The following is a 24,930-nucleotide window of genomic DNA, read 5'->3' on the forward strand; positions in this document are numbered from 1 at the left end:
GACGCCGCGCAATCTGGCCTATGTGATCTACACCTCCGGTTCGACCGGCCAGCCCAAGGGCGTGATGGTCGAGCACCGCTCGGCGGTGAACTTCTGGCGGGTGATGGGCGATACCACCCATCGCGAATTGGGCGGCGGTTCTCGTGTCGCGCTCAATGCGGCGTTCTCGTTCGACATGTCCTTGAAGGGCATCCTGCAACTGTTGTCGGGTCATGCGCTGGTGCTGATCCCGCAGTCGATCCGCGCCAACGGCCCGGCGATGTTGGAGTTCATCGATCGCTACCGCATCGATGCCTTCGACAGCACACCGTCGCAGTTGGAGGTGTTGCTGGCCGCCGGCCTGATCGGCAAGCCGGGGCACCAGCCGAACAGCGTGCTGCTCGGCGGCGAGCCGATCGGCAAGGCGATGTGGGACAAGCTCAAAGCGTCGCCGAGCATCCATTTCCACAATATGTACGGCCCGACCGAGTGCACGGTCGACGCCACCATCGGCAGCATTCGGGACTCGGTCGGCGGCCCGAATATCGGCCGACCGATTGCGAATACGCCGGTGTATCTGCTCGACGCGCGCGGCGAGCCGGTGCCGGTCGGCGTGCCGGGCGAATTGTTCCTCGGCGGCGTGCAAGTCGCACGCGGTTACCTGGATCACCCGGAGCTGACCGCCGAGCGTTTCCTGCGCGATCCGTTCTCGACCGAAGCCGATGCGCGCATGTACAAGACCGGCGATCTCGGCCGCTGGCGCGCCGACGGCACGATCGAATACCTGGGCCGCAACGATTTCCAGGTCAAGATCCGTGGTTTCCGCATCGAACTCGGCGAGATCGAAGCGCGCCTGGCCGCCTGCGACGGTGTGCGCGAAGCGGTGGTGATCGCACGCGAAGACGACAGCGGCGACAAACGCTTGGTTGCGTACGTGGTGGCGGAGCAGGGCGTCGAGATCTCGGTGACCAATCTGCGCGAAGCGCTGGCGCGCGACTTGGCGGAGTACATGATCCCGAGCGCGTTCGTCGCCCTGGACGCCTTGCCCTTGAACCCGAACGGCAAGCTCGACCGCAAGGCGCTGCCGTCGCCGGACCAATCGGCATTGGCGAGCCGCGAGTACGAAGCGCCGCTCGGCGAAGTCGAGCAGACCCTGGCCGAAATCTGGCAGGACTTGCTCGGGATCGAGCGGGTCGGCCGCCACGACCACTTCTTCGAGCTCGGCGGTCACTCGCTGCTGATCATGCAATTGGCGATCCGGGTGCGCGAGCAGTTCCATGTGGAAGTGCCGTTGCGGGATTTGTTCGAACGTCCGCTGCTGTCGGTGCTGGCCGATGCGATCAAGGCCTTGCAGGTCGAGGTCTTCCTCGGCGACGAGCTCGGCGACATGCAGGACGAGTTGGATTCGATGTCGGAAGACGAATTGCGCAAGCTGCTGGAAAGGGAATCCGTAGATGAATAAGCAGGACCAGGCTCTGGAAGAGCTGAAACAGGCGATTTTGCGCAACCGGCTCAAGAAACGCATCGAACAGCGCGGCGACGACCTCGCCGCGCCTACGATCCCGCTCGCCGACCGCAGCGCGCCGCTGCCGTTGTCGTGGGCGCAGCAGCGCCTGTGGTTTCTCGATCGGCTCGACCCGGCCGCCAGCGCCGCGTATCACATGCCGGTGGCGCTGCGCCTGAGCGGGCGCCTGGACCGCGCCGCGCTCAAGGCCACCCTCGACCGCCTGATCGCCCGCCACGAGAACCTGCGCACCTGCTTCGTCGAAGTCGACGGCGTGCCGACCCAAGTGGTCGCTTCGGCCGAGCGCGGCTTCGCTCTCGACGAACAAGACCTCGGCGCGCTGGCGCCGGACGCGCGCGAAACCGCCATCGCCGAACTCGGTGCGACCGAAGCGCGGGCGCCGTTCGACCTCGCCGCCGGCCCCTTGATCCGCGGCCGTCTGCTGCGTCTGGCCGACGACGAGCACGTGTTGCTGCTGACCCAGCACCACATCGTCTCCGACGGTTGGTCGATCGGCGTGCTGGTACGCGAAGTCACCGCGCTCTACAGCGCTTTCAGCCAGGGCCAGGCCGATCCGCTGCCGCCGCTGGCGATCCAGTACGCCGACTACGCGGTCTGGCAGCGCCAATGGCTGCAAGGCGATGCCTTACAGGGGCAACTGGATTTCTGGCGCGGCCATCTCGGCGGCGCACCGGCCTTGCTGGAATTGCCGAGCGACCGGCCGCGCCCGCCGGTGCAGCGCTATGCCGGCGGCCGCGTCGATCTGCGCTTGACCCCGCAGCTGACTGCGTCCCTGCATGCCTTGTCGCAACGTCACGGCACGACCATGTTCATGGTCCTGCTGGCGGCGTGGGCGACCCTGTTGTCGCGCCTGAGCGGTCAGGACGAAGTCGTCATCGGCAGCCCGGTGGCCAACCGCCGCCGCAGCGAAGTCGAGCCCTTGATCGGTTTCTTCGTCAACACCATCGCCTTGCGCATCGATTTCAGCGGCAAGCCCGACGTCGCTGCCTTGCTGGCCCAGGTCAAGGCCGCCACGCTCGGCGCCTACGCCCACCAGGACGTGCCGTTCGAGCAGGTCGTGGAAGCCCTGCAGCCCGCGCGCAGCCTGAGCTACGGGCCGGTGTTCCAGACCATGCTGGCGTTCAACAACACGCCGGGCAACAGCGAACTGAGCTTGCCGGGCCTGAGCCTGGAGATGCTCGGCACCTCGCGCTACACCGCGCATTTCGATCTGGAACTCGGGCTGCGCGAGATCGACGGCGCAGTCGAGGGCAACATCGGTTACGCCAGCGATCTGTTCGATCACGCCACCATCGAGCGTTATGCCGGTTACTTCGTCGGCGTGCTCGAAGGTTTGGCCGCCGAAGGCGCCGAGCCGGTCGCGCGCCTGCCGCTGATGGCCGCCGCCGAACGCAAGCGCGTGCTCGAAGGCTTCAACGACAGCGAGGTCGAGTTTCCGCCGCAGCGCGTGCTGCACCAGTTGTTCGAGCAGCAGGCCCAGCGCACCCCGGATGCCTGCGCATTGGTATTCGAGGAGAGCCGCCTCGGTTACGCCGAACTCAACCGCCGCGCCAATCGGGTCGCGCATCGCTTGATCGCGCTCGGGGTGAAACCCGACGACCGCGTCGCGATCTGCGCCGAGCGCGGGCCGGAGTTGGTGGTCGGCGTGCTCGGCATCCTCAAGGCCGGCGGAGGCTACCTGCCGCTCGATCCGGCCTATCCCGACGAACGCCTGGCCTACATGCTCGGCGACAGCGCACCGCTGGCGCTGCTGAGCCAACACAGTCTGCTCGCCGAGGTGCCGGCCCTGGGCGCTTCTCGCGTGCCGCTGATCGACCTCGACGATGCTGCACTCGCTGCCGAGCCTGAGCACGATCCGCTCGTCGCCGGCCTGACGCCGGACCATTTGGCCTACGTCATCTACACCTCGGGCTCGACCGGCCAGCCCAAGGGCGTGGCGATGCCGCAAGCGCCGCTGGTCAACTTGATCGATTGGCAGTGCCGCGACCAGGCCGGTCGCGCCGTCGGCGAGAAGGTGCTGCAGTTCTCCGCGCTCGGTTTCGACGTCGCCTTCCAGGAACTGTTCTATACGCTGGCCTCGGGCGGTTGCCTGATGCTGTTGCGCGAAGCGACCCGCCAGGACCCGTTCGCGCTGGTCGATTTCATCAAGCGCCACGAGGTGCAGCGGATCTTCCTGCCGTTCGTGGCCTTTCAGGGGCTGGTTGCGGCGGCCGAGCGCAATGGCGAAGCCTTGCCGTCGCTGACCCGCGTGGTCACCGCCGGCGAGCAGTTGTTCGTCAACCCGGCGATCCGCAGTTTCTTCGCCCGCGTCCCCGGACGCGAGCTGCACAATCATTACGGCCCGACCGAAAGCCACGTCTGCACCGCCCACACCTTGTCCGGCGACCCGATGACGTGGCCGGCGACCCCGCCGATCGGCGCGCCGATCGCCAATGCGCGCATCTACCTGCTCGACGGCGAGCGCCAGCCGGTGCCGCCCGGGGTCAACGGCGAGATCTATATCGGCGGCGCCTGCCTGGCACGCGGTTATCTCGGCCGCCCCGAACTCAGCGCCGAGCGCTTCCTGGCCGACCCCTTCGTCGCCGACGCCGATGCGCGCATGTACAAGACCGGCGACCTCGGCCGCTGGCTACCCGACGGCACCGTCGACTACCTCGGCCGCAACGATTTCCAAGTCAAGATCCGCGGCTTCCGGGTCGAGCTCGGCGAAATCGAGGCGCGCCTGTGCGCCTGCGCCGGCGTGCGCGAAGCGGTGGTGACCGCACGCGACGACCAGGCCGGCGGCAAGCGCCTGGTGGCGTATCTGCTGGCGGAGCCGGGCGCCGACGTGTCGGCAGCGACCTTGCGTGCCGCGCTGGCGCGCGATCTGGCCGAGTACATGCTGCCGTCGGCCTTCGTCAGCCTGGACGCCTGGCCGATGTCGCCCAACGGCAAGCTCGACCGCAGGGCGCTGCCGGCGCCGGACCAGTCCGCGCTCGCGCTGCGCGAATACGAAGCGCCGCAGGGCGAACTGGAACAGACGGTGGCCCGGGTCTGGTGCGAACTGCTCGGCCTGGAACGCGCCGGACGCCAGGACCAGTTCTTCGAACTCGGCGGGCATTCCCTGCTTGCGGTGCAGTTGGTCACGCGCCTGCGCGAAGCGCTCGGCGTCGAACTCGCGCTGCGCGAGGTGTTCGCCCATCCCGGCCTCGCCGCGATGGCCGCGGCGCTGGCCGGCGCCGGCCGCGCCGACGACAGCGCCATCGCCTTGGCCGACCGCAACGGCGCCTTGCCCTTGTCGTGGGCCCAGCAACGCTTGTGGTTCCTCGATCAGCTCGACCGCGCCGCCAGCGCCGCCTATCACATGCCGGCGGCGTTGCGCCTGAGCGGCACGCTCGACCGCGGCGCGCTCAAGCGCACCCTCGACGGCATCGTCGCCCGTCATGAAAACCTGCGCACCTGCTTCGTCGATGGCGGCGGCACGCCGGTGCAGGTGATCGCGCCGGCCGAGGTCGGCTTCGCCCTGATCGAACACGACCTTACAGACGTCGCTGCGGATGCGCGCGACGCCGCGGTCGCCGCACTGGCCGCGCAGGAAGCGCAGGCGCCGTTCGATCTCGCCGTCGGTCCCTTGATCCGCGGCCGTCTGCTGCGTCTGGCCGACGACGAACACGTGCTGCTGGTCACCCAGCATCACATCGTCTCCGACGGCTGGTCGCTCGGCGTGCTGGTGCGCGAAGTCAGCGCGCTGTATGCGGCGTTCCACGAAGGTCGCGCCGATCCCTTGCCGCCGTTGCCGATCCAGTACGTCGACTACGCTTTGTGGCAACGGCAGTGGCTGCAAGGCGAGACCCTGCAGGCGCAGCTGGATTTCTGGCGCGAGCATCTGCGCGGCGCACCGGCCTTGCTGGAACTGCTGGCCGACCGTCCGCGCCCGCCGTTGCAGAGCTATGCCGGCGATCGCGTCGCGCTGAGCCTGTCGCCGGCGCTGACCGCGTCGCTGCGCGCCTTGTCGCAGCGCCACGGCACCACCTTGTTCATGACCTTGCTGGCCGCGTGGTCGGTGCTGTTGTCGCGCCTGAGCGGGCAGGACCAGGTCGTCATCGGCAGCCCGGTCGCGAACCGCCAGCGCGCCGAAGTCGAGCCGCTGATCGGCTTCTTCGTCAACACCCTGGCCCTGCGCGTCGACCTGAGCGCGGCGCCGAGCGTGGCCGCGCTGCTGGCACAGATCAAGGCCACCACCCTGGATGCCTATGCGCACCAGGATGTGCCGTTCGAGCAGGTGGTCGAAGCGGTGCAGCCGGCGCGCACCTTGAGCTACAGCCCGCTGTTCCAGAGCATGCTGGCCTTCAACAACACCCCCGACGGCGGCGCCCTGGAACTGCCGGGGCTGAGCCTGGAAGCGGTCGGCGGCGCCCGCCACACCGCGCACTTCGACATCGAGCTGGCGGTCACCGATGCCGGCGCCACCCTCGAAGGCAACCTGGCTTTCGCCACCGATCTGTTCGAGCGCGCCACCATCGAGCGCTATGCCGGGCACTTCGTCCGTTTGCTCGAAGGCATGGTCGGCGACGATGCGCGCACGGTCGATGCCTTGCCACTGCTCAGCGCCGATGAGCGCGAGCAGGTGCTGCGCGGTTTCAACGCCACCGACGCCGACTACCCGCACGACCGCTGCATCCACAGCGTGTTCGAGCAACACGCCGCACAACAGCCGACCGCGATCGCCGCGCGTTTCCAGGGACGCAGCCTGACCTATGCCGAACTGGATCGCAGCGCCAACCGTCTCGCCCACCGCCTGATCGCGCTCGGCGTGCAACCCGACGACCGCGTTGCCATCTGCGCCGAACGCGGCCTGGAACTGGTGGTGGGTCTGCTCGCCATCCTCAAGGCCGGCGCCGGCTACGTGCCGCTGGACCCGCAGCATCCCGACGAACGCCTGGCCTTCATGCTCGCCGACAGCGCGCCGCGCGCGCTGCTCGCGCCGAACGCCCTGCACCAGGCGATACCGGCGCTGGCTGGCAGCGAGGCCGCCTTCGTGGCGATGGACGGGATCGCCGATGCGGCGTCGCCGTCGCCGCTCGACCTCGCGCCCGACGTGGCCGGGCTCGGCTCGCGGCATCTGGCCTATGTCATCTACACCTCGGGTTCGACCGGCCTGCCGAAGGGGGTGATGGTCGAGCACCGCAACGTGTTGCGCCTGGTCATCAATAACGAATGCGCGCAGTTCGGCGTCGACGATGTCATCGGTCTGTGCGCTAACCCGGCTTTCGACGCCTCGACCTGGGAGCTGTGGGGCGCCTTGCTCAACGGCGCGCGCCTGGAAGTGATCGCCGCCGACGACGTGCTGGAACCGGCTCGCTTCGCCGCGGCCCTGATCGACGGCGGCGTGACTGCGTTGTGGCTGACCGTGGGCCTGTTCAACGAGTATGTCGACGCCTTGGCGCCGGCCTTCGCCGGCCTGAACCATCTGCTGATCGGCGGCGACGCGCTCGACCCGCGCAGCGTCGCGCGCGCGCTCGGCCGGGCGCAGCGGCCGCGGCGCCTGGTCAACGGCTACGGCCCGACCGAAACCACGACCTTCGCCACCAACTTCGAGATCGCCGCGGTCGCCGAGGGCGCGCGCAGCATTCCGATCGGCAAGCCGATCGCCAACACTCGCGTGTACTTGCTCGACGCGCGCGGCGAGCCGGTGCCGGTCGGCGTCGCCGGCGAGCTCTACATCGGCGGCCCCGGCGTCGCCCGCGGGTATCTCAATCGCGATGAGCTCAGCGCCGAACGTTTCGTCGTCGACCCCTTCGGCGATGAGCCGGGCGCACGCCTGTACCGCAGCGGCGACCTCGGCCGCTGGCATGCCGACGGCAGCATCGAGTTCCTCGGCCGCAACGACTTCCAGGTCAAGATCCGCGGTTTCCGCATCGAGCTCGGCGAGATCGAAGCATGCCTGGCCGACTGTGTGGGCGTGCGCGAAGCGGTGGTGCTGGCACGCGAAGACCAGCCCGGCGACAAGCGCCTGGTGGCCTATGTGATCGCCGACGACGACGCCGAAATCTCGGCGGCAGCGTTGCGCGAGGCGCTGGCCAAGAACCTGGCCGATTACATGCTGCCGTCGGCGTTCGTGAGCCTGGCCACGTGGCCGCTGACCGCTAACGGCAAGCTCGACCGCAAGGCGCTGCCGGCGCCGGATGCGTCGGCGGTGGCGGCGCGCGAGTACGAAGCGCCGCAAGGCGAGGCCGAAACCGCGGTCGCAGCGATCTGGTGCGAACTGCTCGGCCTGGAGCGGGTCGGCCGTCACGATCATTTCTTCGAACTCGGCGGTCATTCCCTGCTCGCCGTGCAATTGACCACGCGCTTGCGCGAGAGCCTCGGTGCGGCGCTGGCGCTGCGCGAGGTGTTCGCGAGGCCGACCCTGGCGGTGATGGCGGCGGCCCTGTCCGGCGCCGAACGCACCGACGAAGCGGCGATCCCGCGCGCCGATCGCGCCGCGGTCTTGCCGCTGTCGTGGGCGCAGCAACGCCTGTGGTTCCTCGACCGGCTCGACCCGGCAGCGGGCGCGGCCTATCACATGCCGACCGCTTTGCGCCTCAGCGGCCGTCTCGACCGCGATGCGCTCAAGGCGACCCTCGACCGCATCGTTGCCCGCCACGAAAACCTGCGCACTCGTTTCGTCGAAATCGACGGGATCGCATCGCAATCGATCGCGCCGGCCGACCGAGGCTTCGACCTGGTCGAGATCGATCTGCGCGGCCTCGATGCCGATGCGCGCGAACGCGCGGTCGCCAAGCTCGGCGCCGAAGAAGCGCGCGCGCCGTTCGACCTCGCTGCCGGCCCGCTGATCCGCGGACGTTTGCTGCGCCTGGCCGCGGACGAACACGTGCTGCTGTTGACCCAGCATCACATCGTCTCCGACGGTTGGTCGCTCGGCGTGCTGGTCAAGGAAGTCACCGCGCTGTACGCGGCCTTCAGCCAGGGCCAGGACGACCCGCTGCCGCCGTTGCCGATCCAGTACGCCGACTACGCGCAGTGGCAGCGGCAATGGCTGCAGGGCGAAACCCTGCGCCGACAACTCGGTTTCTGGCGCGAGCACCTGCACGGTGCGCCCGCGCTGCTGGAACTGCCGACCGACCGGCCGCGCCCGCCGTTGCAGAGCTATGCCGGCGACCGCGTCGGCCTGAGCCTGTCGCCGCGACTGACCGCCGAGCTGCGCGAGTTGTCGCAGCGCCACGGCGCGACTTTGTTCATGACCTTGCTGGCGGCGTGGTCGAGCCTGTTGTCGCGCTTGAGCGGGCAGGGCGAGATCGTCGTCGGCAGCCCGGTCGCCAATCGCCAGCGCGCCGAGATCGAGCCGCTGATCGGCTTCTTCGTCAACACCCTGGCCTTGCGCATCGAGGTCGACGGACAGGGCAGCGTCGCCGATCTGCTCGGCCGTGTGCGCAGCACCATGCTCGACGCCTACGCCCACCAGGACGTGCCGTTCGAGCAGGTGGTCGAAGCGGTACAGCCGGCGCGCAGCCTGAGCTACAGCCCGCTGTTCCAGACCATGTTCGCGTTCAACAACACCCCGGGTGGCGGCGCGCTGCAGTTGCCGGGATTGGAGCTGGAAAGCATCGGCCGTCCGCTGCATACCGCCCACTTCGATCTCGAACTGGCCCTGGCCGACAGCGGCGACAGCCTGCAGGGCAACCTGTCCTTCGCCAGCGACCTGTTCGAGCGCGAGACCATCGAACGCTACGCCGGCTATTTCGTCAGTCTGCTCGAAGCCATGGTCGCCGACGCGCAATGCCCGGTCGCCCGCCTGCCGCTGCTATCGGCGGCCGAACGCGAGCATGTGCTGGAAGACTTCAACGATACCGACTTCGACTATCCGCGCGAGCGCCTGCTGCATCAGCCGTTCGAAGCGCAGGTGCGGGCGACGCCGGACGCGACTGCGGTGGTCTGCGGCGACCAACGATTGAGCTATGCCGAACTGAACCGCCGCGCCAACCGCATCGCTCATCGCTTGTTGGCGTTGGGCGTGCGCGCCGACGACCGTGTCGCGATCTGTCTCGAACGCGGTCCGGCGCTGGTCGCCGGCGTGCTCGGCATCCTCAAGGCCGGCGCGGCCTACGTGCCGCTGGACCCGAACTATCCGCCGGACCGTCTGGCCTACATGCTCGCCGACAGCGCGCCGATGGCGTTGTTGAGTCAGACGTCTTTGGGCGGTTTGCTCGGCGAGGTCGAAGTGCCGGTGTTGTTCGCCGACGATGCCGCCTTGGCCGATCAGCCCGGGCACGACCCGGTCGTCGACGGTCTGACTGCGCGTCATCTGGCCTACGTGATCTACACCTCCGGTTCGACCGGCCAGCCCAAGGGGGTGGCGATCGAACACGCGAACGCAGCCAATTTCATTGCCTGGGCGAACGCGAACTTCAGCGCCGAACAGCTGCGCGACACGCTGTTCTCGACCTCGATCAACTTCGATCTGGCGGTGTACGAGCTGTTCGCGCCGCTGAGCATCGGTGCGCAGATCACGGTGGTGCGCGATGTGCTCGCGACCGATCCGGCCAGCCCGCTGAGCCTGATCAACACCGTGCCCTCGGGCATCAACGCCTTGCTGCAGAGCGGCGGGGTGCCGGTGTCGGTACGTACGGTCAACCTGGCCGGCGAGCCGCTCAAACGCGCCTTGGTCGAGCAGATCTTCGCCCAGACCGACGTGGCCATGGTCGCCAACCTGTACGGCCCGACCGAGACCACGACGTACTCGACCTGGGTGGCGATGGACCGCGCCGACGGTTTCGCCTCGCACATCGGCAAGCCGGTGGCGAACACCCGCATCTATATCGTCGACGCGCACTTGGAGCCGGTACCGATCGGGGTGGTCGGCGAGCTGTATATCGGCGGCGAAGGCGTGGCCCGCGGTTATCTGCACCGTCCGGAACTGACCGCCGAGCGTTTCGTCCGCGACCCCTTCGTCGCTAACGAACAGGCTCGCATGTATAAGACCGGCGACCTGGGTCGCTGGCGGGCCGACGGCACCATCGAATACCTGGGTCGCAACGACTTCCAGGTCAAGATCCGTGGCTTCCGCATCGAACTCGGCGAGATCGAGACCCAGCTCGCGGCCTGTGAGGACGTGCGCGAAGCAGTGGTGGTGGCGCGCGAAGGCGAGGGCGGCGACAAGCGGCTGATCGCTTACGTGGTCCCCGCTGACGGCGTCGAGCTGTCGGCGGCGCACCTGCGCGAGCAGCTGTCGCGCAGTCTGGCCGAGTTCATGCTGCCGAGCGCGTTCGTGACCCTGGCGGCCTTGCCGCTGACCCCGAACGGCAAGCTCGACCGCAAGGCCTTGCCGGCGCCGGGCGACGACGCGGTGATCCATCGCGATTACGAGGCGCCGCAGGGCGACACCGAGACCGCGCTCGCGGCGATCTGGTGCGAGCTGCTCGGCCTGGAGCAGGTTGGTCGCCAGGATCAGTTCTTCGAACTCGGCGGGCATTCGCTGTTGGCGCTGCAACTGGTCACCCGACTGCGTTCCACCCTCGGCCTCGAGTTCGCCCTGCGCGAAGTGTTCGCGCAGCCGAGTCTCGAAGGCATGGCGCGCGCCCTGGATCGCATCGACCGCGCCGCCGAATCGTTGGCGCCGATCGCACTGGCCGACCGCAACGGGCCGTTGCCGCTGTCGTGGGCGCAGCAACGCCTGTGGTTCCTGGATCAACTCGATCCGGCCGCCGGCGCGGCTTATCACATGCCGGCGGCGCTGCGTTTGAGCGGCAGGTTGGATCGCGAGGCGCTCAAAGCCGCGCTCGACCGGGTCGTCGCCCGTCACGAAAACCTGCGCACTTGTTTCGCCGAGGTCGATGGCGAGCCGGTCCAGCTGATCGCCGCGGCCGATGCCGGCTTCGCCCTGATCGAACACGACCTGCGCGAACTCGACGAGACAGCGCGCGAACACGCGCTGGCCGGCTTGAGCTTGCAAGAGGCCCGTGCGCCGTTCGATCTCGCTCGCGGCCCGCTGATCCGCGGCCGCCTGCTGCGTCTGCGCGACGACGAGCACGTGCTGCTGGTCACCCAGCACCACATCGTTTCCGACGGCTGGTCGATCGGCGTGTTGGTGCGCGAAGTAGCGACTTTGTACGCCGCCTTCCACGAAGGCCGATCCGATCCGCTGCCGCCGCTGCCGATCCAGTACGCCGACTATGCCCTCTGGCAACGCCAGTGGTTGCAAGGCGAGACTTTGCGCGAGCAAGTCGAGTTCTGGCGCGGGCAACTGCAAGGCGCACCGGCGTTGTTGGAGCTGCCGAGCGACCGGCCGCGCCCGCCGGTGCAGAACTATGCCGGCGACCGGGTCGAGCTGCGTCTGTCGGCGCAGGCTTCGGCGGCCTTGCGCGCCTTGTCGCAGCGTCACGGCACGACTGTGTTCATGACTTTGCTCGCAGGTTGGGCGAGCCTGCTGTCGCGCCTGAGCGGGCAGGACGAGGTCGTGATCGGCAGTCCGGTCGCCAATCGCCAGCGCACCGAGATCGAGCCGCTGATCGGCTTCTTCGTCAACACCCTGGCGCTGCGCATCGGCGTCGACGGCCAAGCCAGCGTCGCCGAACTGTTGGCGCAGGTGAAGGCGACCATGCTCGATGTCTACGCCCACCAAGAGCTGCCGTTCGAGCAGGTGGTCGAGGCGGTGCAGCCGGTACGCAGCTTGAGCTACGGGCCGTTGTTCCAGACCATGTTCGCCTTCAACAACACCCCGGGCGGCGGTGCGCTGAGCTTGCCGGGACTGGCGCTGGAATCGATCGACAGCCCGTTGACGACGACCCAGTTCGACCTGTCGCTGGCCTTGGCCGACGGCGCCGATGGCATCGCCGGCAGCCTGGCCTATGCGACCGCGCTGTTCGACCGCGCCACCGCCGAACGCTACGCCGCCTGCCTGGTGTCGTTGCTCGAAGCCATGGCCGCCGACGAGCGCTGCGTCATCGCCGCGTTGCCATTGCTGGGCGTGTCGCAGCGCGGGCAGGTGCTGCGCAGCTTCAACGACACCGAGGCAAGCTTCGATCTGCCGGCCTCGATTCATCGCGGCTTCGAGTTGCAGGCACAGCGTACGCCCGAGGCCGAGGCCCTGGTCTGCGGCGAACGCAGCCTGAGCTATGCCGAACTCAACCGCGGCGCCAACCGCGTCGCCCATCGCCTGATCGCGCTGGGCGTGCGTGCAGACGATCGCGTCGCGATCCGGGTCGAACGCGAGCTAGAAACCATCGTGGGCGTGCTCGGCATCCTCAAGGCCGGCGCCGGCTACGTGCCGCTGGACCCGGCCTATCCGAGCGAGCGCCTGGACTACATGCTCGCCGACAGCGCGCCGGTGGCCTTGTTGACGACGTCCGCGGCATCGCCGCTCGCGACTGCGCTGCCGCTGGTGCTGCTCGACGATGCCGGCCTGACCGAACAGCCCGAACACGACCCGGAGCTGACCGGAATCGGCCCGCAGCAACTGGCCTATGCGATCTACACCTCCGGTTCGACCGGACGGCCCAAGGGGGTGATGGTCGAGCATCGCAACGTGCTCAATCTGTGGGCTGCGCTGGAGGGCGAGGCCTTCATCCATTGCGCGGCCGGCGCGCGGGTTGCGCTCAATGCCGGCCTGTCCTTCGATGCTTCGCTGCAATCGCTGACACAGTTGCTGTCCGGCCGCAGCGTGGTGCTGGTGCCGGCCGAGGTTCGCGCCGACGCCGAAGCGATGCTGGAGTTCCTGGTGCGCGAACGCATCCAGGCCTTCGATTGCACGCCGGCCCAGTTCGAGTTGTTGATAGAACGCGGCCTGCTGCGGCGCGACGGCACCGATCTGCGGATGGTGTTGATCGGCGGCGAAGCGCTGTCGGCGCGCGCCTGGGACGCCGCCGCGACCTCGTCGCTGCGCTGCTTCAACGTCTACGGCCCGACCGAGTGCACGGTCGACGCCACCCTGGCGCCGATCCGCGCCGGCGTTGCCCCGCATATCGGCACGCCGATCGCCAACACCCAGCTCTACATCCTCGACGGCGAACGCCAGCCGGTGCCGGTCGGGGTGACCGGCGAGATCCACATCGGCGGCGCCGGCGTGGCCCGCGGCTACCTGCATCGGCCCGAGCTCACCGACGAGCGCTTCCTCGCCGACCCGTTCGCGGACACGGCGGGTGCGCGTATGTACCGCACCGGCGACCTCGGACGCTGGCGCGAGGACGGCCGCATCGAATACCTGGGCCGCAACGATTTCCAGGTCAAGATCCGCGGCCACCGCATCGAACTCGGCGAGATCGAGGCCCGTCTGGGCGAATGCGACGGCGTGCGCGAGGCGGTGGTGGTCGCACGCGAAGACCAGGCCGGCGACCAGCGTCTGGTGGCTTATCTGCTGGCGCGCGGCGACGCCGCACCGACTGCGGCGGCGTTGCGCGAGCGCCTGGCGCGCTCGCTCGCCGAACACATGCTGCCAGCGGCGTTCGTGGTGCTGCCGGGCTGGCCGCTGACCGCCAACGGCAAGCTCGACCGCGCCGCTTTGCCGGTGCCGGATGGCGCGGCGCGGGTCCAGCACGCCTACGCTGCGCCGCAGGGCGCGACCGAAGCGGTCATCGCCGAAGTCTGGTCGCAATTGCTCGGCGTCGAGCGGGTGGGGCGGCACGACCGCTTCTTCGAACTCGGCGGCCATTCGCTGCTGGCGATCCGCGTGGTGCACGAACTGCGTGCGCGCCTCGGCGTGGCCGTGCCGCTGTCGGCGACCTTCTCGGCGCCGACCTTGGCGGCATTGGCGGCGGCGATCGACGAGCAAGACCTGCGCCCGGCCTCGCTGTGCGTGCCGCTGCAAGCGGCGGCGACGGGCCGGCCGATGTTCTGCGTGCATCCGGTCGGCGGCCAGGTTTCGTTCTATACCGCCCTGGCCGCGCGATTGGCTCCGCTGGGCCCGGTCTATGGGCTGCAATCGCCGGAAGCCGCAGGCCTGCCCCAACGCCCGGCCTCGTTGCAGGCGATGGCCCAGGCGCAGGTCGAGGCGATCCGTAGTCTGCAGCCGCAAGGTCCGTATCGTCTGCTCGGTTGGTCGAGCGGCGGCATTCTCGCCGCGACGATCGCCCAGCAGTTGCTCGCCGCCGGCGAGCGGGTCGAATACCTCGGCCTGCTCGATACCCATCTGCCCATCGCCGGTCTCGACAAGGACCCGATGCGCGCGGCCGAGGTCGCCCTGCGCGCCGAGTTGCAGGGGCGCGGCATGGCCTGGCCGATGTCGGTCGAGTTCGACGGGCTGGCCATTGAGGTGCTGTCGGCGCAGCGCTTCGAACAAGTCGAGCCGCTGTTGCAGCGCCTGGGCTGGCGCGATGCCGATGCCGCGGCCTTCGCCCATCTGCAGGCGCAGTGGCCGGTGACCCGTGCGCATCTGCAACTGTTGTCGGGCTATACAGCCAGCCGCATCGACGCGCCGGTGCAGGCCTTCCGCGCCGATTCGTCGGACCGCGTCGCCGAAGGCATCGAGGCGATCAGCGGCGGCTTCGAGGCGGTCGCGGTCGATGCCGGCCACTACGCCATGCTGGTCGAGCCGCACGCGCAGCGCATCGCCTCGGCCATCGCCGAGTTCCTCGCCCATCCCTCGTCCACGCGCACTTCCCGCATCGGCGCCGATGCCGAGCGCGCCCTCGCCGAGACCCTGACATGAGTTCGTCGCTTTCCTTGCAGACCACGCCGTGGTTGATCCGTACGCCGTCTTCGACCCGGCGCATGCGGCTGTTCTGCTTCTCCTACGCCGGCGGCAACGCCTTCAATTTCTTCCGCTGGCAGGAGGCGCTCGACCCGGCCGTCGAAGTCTGCGCGGTGCAGTTGCCGGGGCGCAGCGCGCGTATCGCCGAGGAGCCGATCGGGTCATTGCCGGCATTGCTGCAGGCGGTGGCGCCGGTGATCTCGCGCATGGACGACCTGCCGTGCGCGTTCTTCGGCCACAGCGTCGGCGCCTTGGTCGCGTTCGAGCTGAGCCGTTACCTGCGCCTGCACGGCTTGAGCACGCCGAGCCAACTGTTCATGTCCGGCTGCCATGCGCCGCAGTTCCGCAGCCCGACCCGGCAACTGCACACCTTGTCGGATGCGCAGTTCACCGAGGTGCTGCGCGAGTACGAGGGCACGCCGCCGGAAGTGCTGGAAAGCCGCGAGCTGATGGAACTGCTGCTGCCGGCGATCCGCGCCGATTTCGCCATCGCCGAGAACTATCGCTACCGACACGGCCCGCTGTTGCCGATGCCGATCAGCGTGTTCGCCGGGCGCGAGGATCTGAACAAGGAGCCCGGCCAGGTCGACGGCTGGCACAAAGAAACCTCGGGCGCCTGCCAGGTGACCTGGTTCGACGGCGGCCACTTTTTCGTCAACAGCCAGCGCGCCGCGGTGCTGGAGCAACTCAACGCGGAACTGACCGCAAGTTTGTGCGTATAGCGGCCGCGCCGGCATCGCGCCGGGCGAGACCGCAACCGCACAGTATTTCGAACGCTACGGATTTCAAGAACGACAGGGACCTGCCATGAACGTCAACGCGCTGTTCAACTCCGACCACCATCCGATCGTGATCACCCCCGCCGGCGATGCCAGCCAGGCGGCGCTGCACGATTACCTCGTCCAGAACCGCGAGCAGGTCCAGGCCTGGTTGCTCAAGCACGGCGGCATCCTGCTGCGCGGCTTCCAACTCGCCGGCGCCGAGGATTTCCGTGCCTGCTCCGAGCGCCTCGGCGCGCAGGCCTTCGACTACATCGGCGGCAATTCGCCGCGCAGCCGCGTCGCCGCCGACGTCTACACCTCGACCGAATACCCGGCCAGCGAAGTGATCAGCCTGCACAACGAGATGTCCTACCTGCCGCGCTGGCCGCGCCGCCTGTTCTTCCACAGCGTGATCCCGGCCGCCTCGGGCGGACAGACCTCGCTGGCCAACAGCAGCGACGTGCTGCGCGCGGTGCCCGACGAGATCGTGCGCAAGCTGCGCGAGCGCGGCATCAACTACGTGCGCAATTTCCAGTCGAGCATCCCGCTCGGCAAGAACTGGCAGACCACTTATCAGACCCAGGACCGGGCCGAGGTCGAGAGCATCGCCGCCGAGCAGGGTTCGACCTGCCGCTGGCAGGCCGACGGCGTGCTGCGGGTGACCACGCGTTGCGACGCCTTCGTCACCCATCCGCAGACCGGCCAGGAAGTGTGGTTCAACCAGGCCGAGCAGTGGCACCCCTCGGCCTTGAACCCGCAGCTGCGCAGCATGTACGAGCAGATGGTCGGCAAGGGCAACCTGCCGCACGAATGCGAGTACGGCGACGGCGAGCCGATGGAAGAGGAAGCCCTGGCCGAGGTGCGCCGCGCGCTCGACGCCAGCAAGCTGCTGTTCGACTGGCAGCGCGGCGACCTGCTGATGATCGACAACATCCTGATGATGCACGGCCGCGAATCGTTCAAGGGAGAACGCAAGACGCTCGCCTATCTGTCCGAGACCTGATCCGGACCCGACGCGCCACGCCTTCTTCCAGCCCCACCTTTGGACACCACATGACTGCAGATTTTCCCGCCTCGCGGCTGCGCGCCGGTTCGGTGCTGATGCTGACCCTGTTGGTCAGCTCGCCGGCCTGCGCCTCGATCGTGATCGACGGCAAGCTCGACGAAACCGAATGGGAACAGGCCAAGCGCTACGACGACTTCAAGGTCACCGAGCCGTATCGTCTGACCGCGCCCGACAGCGGCAGCGGCACCCAGGCGCGCCTGCTGTCGACGCCGGACGGCATCGTCGTCGCCTTCGTGCTCGAACAGGCGCCGGCGTTCGCGCGGGTCAAACCGCGCCTGGAGCGCGACCAGGAGGACGTCATCGACGGCGTCAACTTCATGGTCGACTTCGACGGCGACGGCCGCACCGCCTACACCTTCAGCGTCGGCCTGTCGGGCTCGATCATGGACGGCGTGGTGACCAACGAGAACGTGCCCAACTACGACTGGGACACCGACTGGAGCTGGGCGGTCGATGAGACCGAGAACGGCTGGCAGGTCGAGATGTTGATCCCGTGGACGGTGGCGCCGATGCGCGGCACCGACTCGGCCAGTCGCAACATCGCGGTGTATTTCAGCCGCGTGCTCGGCGGCAACGGCGAGCGCCAGTCCTACCCGGCGGTGTCGATCGAACGCGGCCGCTTCGTCTCCGGCTTCGAGCGCCTGGAGATTCCGCAATACCGCAAGGCCTTGCTGCACTTCTGGCCCTATGTCACCGCCAACCACGACATGATCACCGGCCGCACCAAGTACAACGGCGGCGTCGATCTGTTCTGGAAGCCGTCGCCGCGCTTCCAGCTCAGCGCGACGGTGAACCCGGACTTCGGCCAGGTCGAGTCCGACGACCTGGTGATCAACTTCGACGCCATCGAGACTTTCTTCAGCGACCGGCGCCCGTTCTTCACCGAAAACCAGGGCATCTTCGACCTCAGCACGCCCGACCAGGGGCGGTTGATCCACACCCGCCGCATCGGCGGCGATGCCGACGACGGCAGCGGCGCCAGCGACATCGACGCCGCGATCAAGCTCAACGGCTCGTTGGGCCGGCTCAGCTATGGCGTGCTCGCGGCGACCGAGGACGGCGAGGCCGGCCGCGATTTCTACGCCGCGCGTTTGTTGTTCCCGGTGCACGACAAGCTCAGCATCGGCTGGCTCGGCACCGACACCGAACGCCCGTTCCGCGACCGCAGCGCGCAGGTGCAAGCGGTCGACATGAGCTGGCGGCCGAGCGATGCCCTGGTGATCAACGGCCAGGTGCTCGGCAGCTTCATCGACCAGCGCGGGCGCAGCGTCAACGACAGCGGCGCCTGGATGCGCATCAACTGGACGCCGTCGGAAAGCTGGCGCTATCGCTTCGAGGCCAATCACGTCGGCAACCACCTCGACTTCAACGACCTGGGCTACCAGCGCCGCGCCAGCCTCAACGAGGTCAAGCTCGCCGCCGACTACGTCCACCGCGTCAAAGACGAGGGCGCCAACCTGCGCAGCGTGCGCTGGTTCGCCGACTTGCAGGCGCGCAGCAACGACCGCGGCGACCGTCTGCCGACCACCCTGGCGATCGTCAACAACTACAACTACCGCAGCGGCAACCGCCTGAATTTCAACGTCAGCCTGATCAGCTCCGGTTGGGACGACCTGATCTCGCGCGGCAACGGCCTGTGGAAGCGCTCGCAGCGTTATCGCTCCGAGGCCGAATTCGTCAGCCGCCGCTACGGCGACTGGACCTACGGGGCGGCGTTGTCGATGTTGCCGCAGGGATTGTCGGGCAAGGCCACGCCGGAGCTGGAGCTCAGTGCGGTCTGGTATCCCAACGACGATTTCAATGCCCAACTGATCTTCAGCCCGGACCGCGGCAGCGACTGGCTGATCTGGGAGGACGGCCGTAACTTCGGCCGTTACTCGCGGCGCGGCGACTACGCCAGCCTCAACCTGAGCTGGTTCCCGGGTCTGCATCACGAGGTGCGCCTGAAGACCGAGTGGGCCTCGGTGCGGGCCGACGGCGGCCAGGGCTACATCCTGCAGCCGAACGGGCAGATGCGGGCGAGCGGGCAGGCGAGGGCGGACTTCGACGTCAACAACTTCGGCCTGCAGTTGCGCTATCGCTATCTGCTCGGCCCGCAGTCGGACATCTTCGTGGCCTATTCGCGCGGCGGCTCGACCTTCCTCGAACGCGACCCGCTCGGCACCTACGATCAGTTCACCGACGCGCTGGAATTGCGCGATTCCGACCAACTGCTGGCCAAGATCCGCTATCGGTTCTGAGCCGCCCCAACATCGTCACGCGCCGCGGCGGCTACCGCGGCGCCGCGTTTCACAGGAGTACTGGACATGCATGCTTTCAAGGAAACCGCGTTGTTCGCCGACGGCCGCGCACCGCGCGTATTCGAACCCGGCGCCGGCGAGCGCGATCTGGCGGCCTTCGTCTCGGCACGCCGCGAACTGATCGAGGAGCGCCTGCTTGAACACGGGGCCTTGCTGTTCCGCGGCTTCGACGTCGCTTCGGTCGGCGACTTCGAGGGCTTCGGCGAAGCGGTGTCGCCGCGCGCGCTCGATTACACCTATCGCTCGACCCCGCGCAGTTCGGTCGGCAAGGGCGTGTTCACCGCCACCGAGTACCCGCCCGACCAGGAGATCGCCCTGCATTGCGAGAACGCCTATCAGCGCGACTGGCCGCTGAAGATCGCGTTCTGCTGCCTGGTGGCGCCGCAGAGCGGCGGCGAGACCCCGATCGCCGACATGCGTCGGGTCGCCGCCGCCATCGGCGAGGAGCGTATGGACCGCTTCGAGGCGCGTGGCGTGCGTTATGTGCGCCACTACCGGCCCTATGTCGACATTCCCTGGGAGACGGTGTTCCAGACCTCCGACCGCGGCGAAGTCGCGCGTTTCTGCGAGGCCAACGGCATCGTCCACGAGTGGCTGGATGCGCAAACCCTGCGCACCGCCCAGACCAACCACGGCACGGCGCGGCACCCGCTGACCGGCGAACGCGTGTTCTTCAACCAGGCGCACCTGTTCCACGTCAGCAACCTCGGCGCCGAAGTGGCGACCTCGCTGCTCAACATGTTCGGTGCCGACCGTTTGCCGCGTCATGCCTATTACGGCGACGGCGGCGAGATCGCCGCCGAGGACCTGCAGGCGGTACGCGAGGCTTTCGCCGGGGCCTCGATCCGGTTCCCCTGGCAGGTCGGCGACGTGATGCTGCTCGACAACATGCAGATGGCGCACGGGCGCAAGCCGTTCAGCGGTGCCCGCAAGATCGTCGCGAGCCTGTTGGATGCGTACTCCGAGCGCGCCTCGAACGAACCGGTGCCGCTCGCGGCGACGGCCTGAGCCGCGCCGCTGGGCGCTGTATCGGCTTGAGCGAATAAGTGCGGCAGCGCTCGTCTGCATGCCGCTCAGCGATGCTCCCGGCGCGGGCCGGGAGCATCGGGCTTACTGGAGCGGGTAGGAGGAGTAGACCACCGCGTTGATCTTCCAGCCCTGTTCGGTCTTGACCAACTGCCAGGCTTCCTGGCCCTTGCCGGTCATGCGCTCGTCTTCGAGGAAGACGAAGTCGAAATGCACGCTGGCGATGGCGCCGTCGGTTTCGATTTTCACGTTCGAGAACTTCTCTTCGAAGCGTTCCTTACCCTGGCCCATCTGCTCGGCGAACTCGACGTAGGTGCCGGGCTCGAGTTTCTTGAGCTTGGGGTTCTTGGCCTTGCGCTGGCGGAACTCTTCGTCGGAGGACACCAGGATCCAGGAATTGTGTTCTGGCAGGAACAGGCCCTTCAGGGTGGCCGAGTCCTTGGCGATGATCGCGGCCTTGAAGGTCTCGACGATGCCCTCGATTTCGCGCCTGGCTTGCGCGCGTCGGTCGTGCTCATGCTTGTCGGAGCCCTGTGGGGCCGCAGCCGGCGCCGTCTGCGCATGGGCGTGCAGGGACAGCGCCAGCAAGGCGAGGGCGCATAGATTCAGGATCGACTTCATGAGGGACTCCATTCGCTGGGGGCGCCGTCGCGATCGGGCGCGCGGGGCTATCGAACCGCCGGCCGGCGGCCCGCTCATCATGCCCCAGCGCCTGTGCGGTGGAGTCGACCCAGTTCGCGTAATGGGCAGGCCGCGGCGCGGGCTTTACACTGCGGCCATGCATCAAGACTCGCTGTTCGCGGCGCCGGCCGCTTCGCCCGATGTTCATCGATTGTTCTTCGCCCTGTTGCCCGATGCGGCGACCCAGGCGCGCATCGCCGCGGCCGCGGCGGCCCTGCACCGCGAACACGACGCCGGCGGGCGCCTGATCGGCGCGCACCGTTATCACCTGACCCTGCAATTCCTCGGCGACACCTCCGAATTCCAGCCTGAGCGCGCGGCGCGGGCGCAGGCCGCGGCGGCGAGCCTGGACCTGCCGGCGTTCGACCTGCGGCTCGACCGCGCCGGCAGTTTCCGCAACAAGTCGGTGCCCTGGTGGCTCGGCAGCGAGCGCACGCCGGAAGCCCTGGACAGCCTGTACCAACGGCTCGGCGTGGCCCTGGCCAAGGAAGGCGTGCGGGTCGAGTCCGGGCGCGCCCTGGTGCCGCACGTGACCATCGTCCGCGACGCCGTGCGTCCGCTGCATCCGCCGATCGCCATCGAGGCCATCGACTGGCACGTCGACGCCTTCGTCCTGATCCACAGCCAGCTCGGCTCGCGCAACGCCTACGACGTGCTGGGGCAGTGGCCGCTGAGCGCGTAAGCGGCGCAGAATAAGGCCTCATCGCCAGGCCGACGGTCGACCGCCATGAGCCAGCCCGATCCGCGCATCGATGCTTATATCGCCAAGGCGGCGCCGTTCGCGCAGCCGATCCTCGAACACCTGCGCAGCGTCGTACACGTCGCCTGTCCGCAGGTCGAGGAAGCGATCAAGTGGGGCATACCGAGTTTCGTTTACCGCGGCAAGCTGATGTGCAGCATGGCGGCGTTCAAGCAACACGCCACCTTCGGCTTCTGGCAGGGCGCGAACATCGTCGGTGCGCAGCAGTCCGCCGACAGCGATGCGATGGGCCAGTTCGGCCGTCTGAGCAAGATCGGCGACCTGCCCGGCAAGCGCGAACTCACTGGCCTGGTGAAGCAGGCGATGGCCTTGATCGAGGATGGCGTAACGCGTCCTGCGAGCAAGCGTGCGCAGCCCAAGCCGCCGGTCGAACTGCCCGCGGATCTGGCCGCCGCGCTGGCGCTGAAGAAGAACGCGAAGGCCAAGGCGACCTACGAGGCGTTTCCGCCGAGCCAGCGGCGCGACTACGTCGAATGGATCGAGAGCGCGAAGCGCGAGGACACCCGCAAGGCGCGGGTCGCCCAGGCCGTGGAGTGGATGGCCGAGGGCAAGGGGCGCAATTGGAAGTACATGGCGAAGTAGGGGCGCGAGGTTCGCTGCATGCACTGATTCTTGCGCTTTCTGCGAAAAGCAAATCCCCCAGCCCCCTTTTTCAAAGGGGGGGAACAGCAAAGGTGCTCGACGGCTGAACGCCGGCCAAGTCTGATGGAGGCGACCATCCGTCCGCCTCAGCGGCGGAAATCGACCGCGAAGGCAACCAGGGTGCCCGGGATGCGGGCCTTGCCGGCCGGGCAATCGGTATCCAGCGGAACCTGTGCGCGTTCGCCGCTGCGGCGATCGACGCAAACCTCGAACTGCTCGCCGGCGCCGCTCTGGGTGACGCTGTAGTCGTTGTCGCTGCCGATCAGCACCAGGTGCTTGCCGTTGCGCAGGCGCGGGCCGATCGCCAGGCCTTCGAGTTTCTCGGGGATGTCGCGGGCGCCAGCGCCGCGCAGGGCGGCCAGGATGTCGAGTTCGGGCGCCTTGTCGACCGGACGCACGCCGGCGGGCAGGTCGTTGCTGCCGGCCAGCGAGCGCGTGGCGACGTTGCTCGCGCCGCGCAACGAAATCCGGTACACGCGCTTATGCAGCGCAGCGGCGGTGACTTCGACGCCGAGGCCGCGGTTGTCGCGTTCCAGCACCAGGAAGTCGCGGTCGCTTAAGGCATGGATCGCGCTGAGGCCGATGCTGCGGCCCTGCTGGGTCGCGGAGAAATCGTCGTCGCTGGACGGATCGAGCGCGTTCAAGGCCGCGATCGGTTCGAGTTGGTAGACGTACTGGGCGCTGGAACGGCCGCTGCGCAGGTCGAACTCGACGATGCGGACGTTGCGGCTGCGGCGGCCGTCGTTGTTGGCGCCTTCCTGCACCAGCGGGTCCTGCATCACCGCGTACAGCTTGTCGCCGGACGGGGCGAGGGTGAGACCTTCGAAGCCGCGGTTGTCCTGGCGCCCGCTGGCCACGAGCTTGCGGTCGCCGACGTAGTCGAGCTGGCCCTGGGCGTTGCGCGGCTGCAGGTTGGCGGGCGTGGCGAAGGCGCGCAGGAAGCGGCCGTTCGGGGCGAATTCGTACAGGCTCGGGCCGTATTCGTCGGCGACGTAGAAGTGGCCGTTGCGGCCGACGGCGAAGCCTTCCGGGTCGAAGCTCAGGCCGAGCTTGGCGGCGTCGCCGTTGAGCAACTGCGGGTTGAGGCCGTTGAAGCTGTCGCCGCGGCGCGCGCTGAACAACACGGTCTTATCGACGATGGGCTGGCCGATGCGGCCGCTGCGGCGGTCGTAGGGAATGCGCAGGCGCTGCACGCGGGTGGCGTAGTCGATCACGCCGCCGCCAGGGCCGCGGTCGGACAGGGCGTACCAATAGCCGTCGCGTGGGTTGTAGGTCAGGTCGGAATAGAAACCGAATCGGTTGAGGTTGGCCTGGTCGGGCGTGCCCGGCGGCAGACGCACCGCATCGCGCTGGGTCGCCGGGGTTTCGACGAGGTCGGTCAGCGACCAGTGAGCGGCGACGGCGGGGGCGGCGAACGCGGTCGCGGCGCAGGCGAGCAACAACGAAGTCAGGGTCGAACGGATCATGCGGGGCTCCGGCGGGGCAGGGGAACCCACCCACGCTAGTCGCCGCAAGTGTCAGTTCGGTGACGCGCGCAGGGTGACGAGCTTGGGCCGGGTGCGCAGCTTGACCAGCAGGCCGAAGTGGTCGGAGGGCCAGACGCCCTCGCGGCTTTGCTTGAGCACGACGCGGGCCTCGACGAGTTCGAAGCCGATCGGGTCGTAGAAGACGTGGTCGATGCGCTGCGCCGGCAGGTAGGCGGGGTTGAGGGTGGTATGGGCCGTGACATTCCTCGACGCATCGGGATGGGCGTTGCCGTAGGCGTCGCGATAACGCGCGGCCAGCGCCTGCAGTTCCGGCGAGTCGGCAGCGCTGTTGAAGTCGCCGGCGACGATCACGTAGCTGCCCTGCGCGGTGGTGTCGATGAAGTCCAGCAGGCTCGATACCTGCGTGGCGCGGATGGCGCCGCCGGCCTGGTCGTTATGCAGGTGGGTGGCGTAGACGTCGATACGGGTACGCGGCGGGCCCGGGCGCAGCCGGGCGTGCGCGGCGGTGCGGTAGTCGTCGAGCGGTTCGAGCTTGCGCATCTCGCGCGTCTCGGGGCGTTTGCGGGTGAGCAGGGCGTTGCCGTAGCGGCGCGCCGCACCGGGCGGGTCGACCGAGACGAATTGCACCCGATAGCCGAGCGCGGCTGCGAAGTCCTCGGCCTGGTTGCGCAGGCCGTCGCGTTGCAGCACTTCCTGCAGGGCGATCACGTCCGGTTTCAGGTGCTTGATCTCGGCGAGGATCATGGCGCGGCGCTTGGGCCAATCGCCTTTGTCGTGCCAGAGGTTGAAGCTGAGCACGGTCACGGTGGTCGCGCGGGTTTCGATGCGCGCGGTGTTTTCGGTGGCGAGCGCCTGCGAGCTTGCGGCGATGCCGGCGAGCAGCAGGGCCGCGGCGAACGCGGATGCGAACGAACGCGGAATCGGCGCGATCGCGGCAGAAGGGAAGGTTCGCATGGCTACGCGACGCTCCGATCGGGACAGGCGTCGAGGATAACGCGGCCTAAGTCCGCGAGTGTAGGAGCGGCGTGAGCCGCGACCTC

The 24,930-nt window shown here is 68.3% G+C and carries 11 protein-coding genes (1 of these 11 only partly in view); 8 read left to right on the forward strand and 3 right to left on the reverse strand.

Features of this window, described 5'->3' with window-relative positions; all coding sequences use genetic code 11:
* The 6 genes from LC490_RS04780 to LC490_RS04805 form a co-directional block, all read left to right on the forward strand.
* On the forward strand, nucleotides 1–1,441 hold the 3' end of the coding sequence (locus tag LC490_RS04780; RefSeq protein ID WP_223619455.1) for a non-ribosomal peptide synthetase. The gene continues 5,372 nt to the left of window position 1, outside the view; only the last 1,441 of its 6,813 coding nucleotides appear in the window; the start codon falls outside the window, past its left edge; it ends in the stop codon at nucleotides 1,439–1,441.
* A complete protein-coding gene (locus LC490_RS04785) occupies nucleotides 1,434–15,125 on the forward strand; it encodes a non-ribosomal peptide synthetase (RefSeq protein ID WP_223619456.1) in 13,692 nt (4,563 codons plus the stop codon). The genes LC490_RS04780 and LC490_RS04785 overlap by 8 nt, the downstream gene beginning before the upstream one ends.
* Nucleotides 15,122–15,889: an alpha/beta fold hydrolase gene (locus tag LC490_RS04790; protein ID WP_031373174.1), complete on the forward strand. Its 768-nt coding sequence runs from the start codon at nucleotides 15,122–15,124 to the stop codon at nucleotides 15,887–15,889. Before LC490_RS04785 ends, LC490_RS04790 begins: the two co-directional genes overlap by 4 nt.
* A gap of 85 nt (nucleotides 15,890–15,974) precedes the next feature.
* Nucleotides 15,975–16,931, forward strand: a complete 957-nt coding sequence (locus LC490_RS04795; RefSeq protein ID WP_031373173.1) for a TauD/TfdA family dioxygenase — start codon at nucleotides 15,975–15,977, stop codon at nucleotides 16,929–16,931.
* 50 nt (nucleotides 16,932–16,981) lie between these two features.
* The gene (locus tag LC490_RS04800; protein WP_223619457.1) at nucleotides 16,982–19,234 is read left to right on the forward strand and encodes a DUF5916 domain-containing protein; all 2,253 of its coding nucleotides are present in this window, start codon (nucleotides 16,982–16,984) and stop codon (nucleotides 19,232–19,234) included.
* Between the two features lie 66 nt (nucleotides 19,235–19,300).
* Nucleotides 19,301–20,302: a TauD/TfdA family dioxygenase gene (locus tag LC490_RS04805; RefSeq protein WP_223619458.1), complete on the forward strand. Its 1,002-nt coding sequence runs from the start codon at nucleotides 19,301–19,303 to the stop codon at nucleotides 20,300–20,302.
* Nucleotides 20,303–20,404: 102 nt separating this feature from the next.
* On the opposite strand, the gene LC490_RS04810 is transcribed toward LC490_RS04805, so the two are convergent.
* Nucleotides 20,405–20,941, reverse strand: coding sequence for a nuclear transport factor 2 family protein (locus tag LC490_RS04810; protein ID WP_223619459.1), 537 nt, complete (start codon nucleotides 20,939–20,941; stop codon nucleotides 20,405–20,407).
* Between the two features lie 157 nt (nucleotides 20,942–21,098).
* On the opposite strand from LC490_RS04810, the gene thpR reads away from it, so the two are divergent.
* Together thpR and LC490_RS04820 are read left to right on the forward strand one after the other, a co-directional pair.
* Nucleotides 21,099–21,683, forward strand: a complete 585-nt coding sequence (gene thpR / locus LC490_RS04815; protein ID WP_223619460.1) for an RNA 2',3'-cyclic phosphodiesterase — start codon at nucleotides 21,099–21,101, stop codon at nucleotides 21,681–21,683.
* Nucleotides 21,684–21,728: 45 nt separating this feature from the next.
* A complete protein-coding gene (locus LC490_RS04820) occupies nucleotides 21,729–22,343 on the forward strand; it encodes a YdeI/OmpD-associated family protein (RefSeq protein WP_223619461.1) in 615 nt (204 codons plus the stop codon).
* Nucleotides 22,344–22,489: 146 nt separating this feature from the next.
* Here the strand turns inward: LC490_RS04820 and LC490_RS04825 are convergent, their stop codons facing one another.
* Both LC490_RS04825 and LC490_RS04830 read right to left on the reverse strand, forming a co-directional pair.
* Nucleotides 22,490–23,869 (reverse strand): esterase-like activity of phytase family protein, encoded by a 1,380-nt coding sequence (locus LC490_RS04825; protein ID WP_223619462.1) that lies wholly within the window; start codon nucleotides 23,867–23,869, stop codon nucleotides 22,490–22,492.
* A 51-nt stretch (nucleotides 23,870–23,920) separates the two neighbouring features.
* Nucleotides 23,921–24,844 (reverse strand): endonuclease/exonuclease/phosphatase family protein, encoded by a 924-nt coding sequence (locus LC490_RS04830; RefSeq protein WP_223619463.1) that lies wholly within the window; start codon nucleotides 24,842–24,844, stop codon nucleotides 23,921–23,923.
* Nucleotides 24,845–24,930 lie beyond the last annotated feature (86 nt).

Origin of the sequence: Lysobacter sp. ESA13C, from assembly GCF_019970005.1 — a bacterium.
Lineage (GTDB): Bacteria > Pseudomonadota > Gammaproteobacteria > Xanthomonadales > Xanthomonadaceae > Lysobacter > Lysobacter antibioticus_B.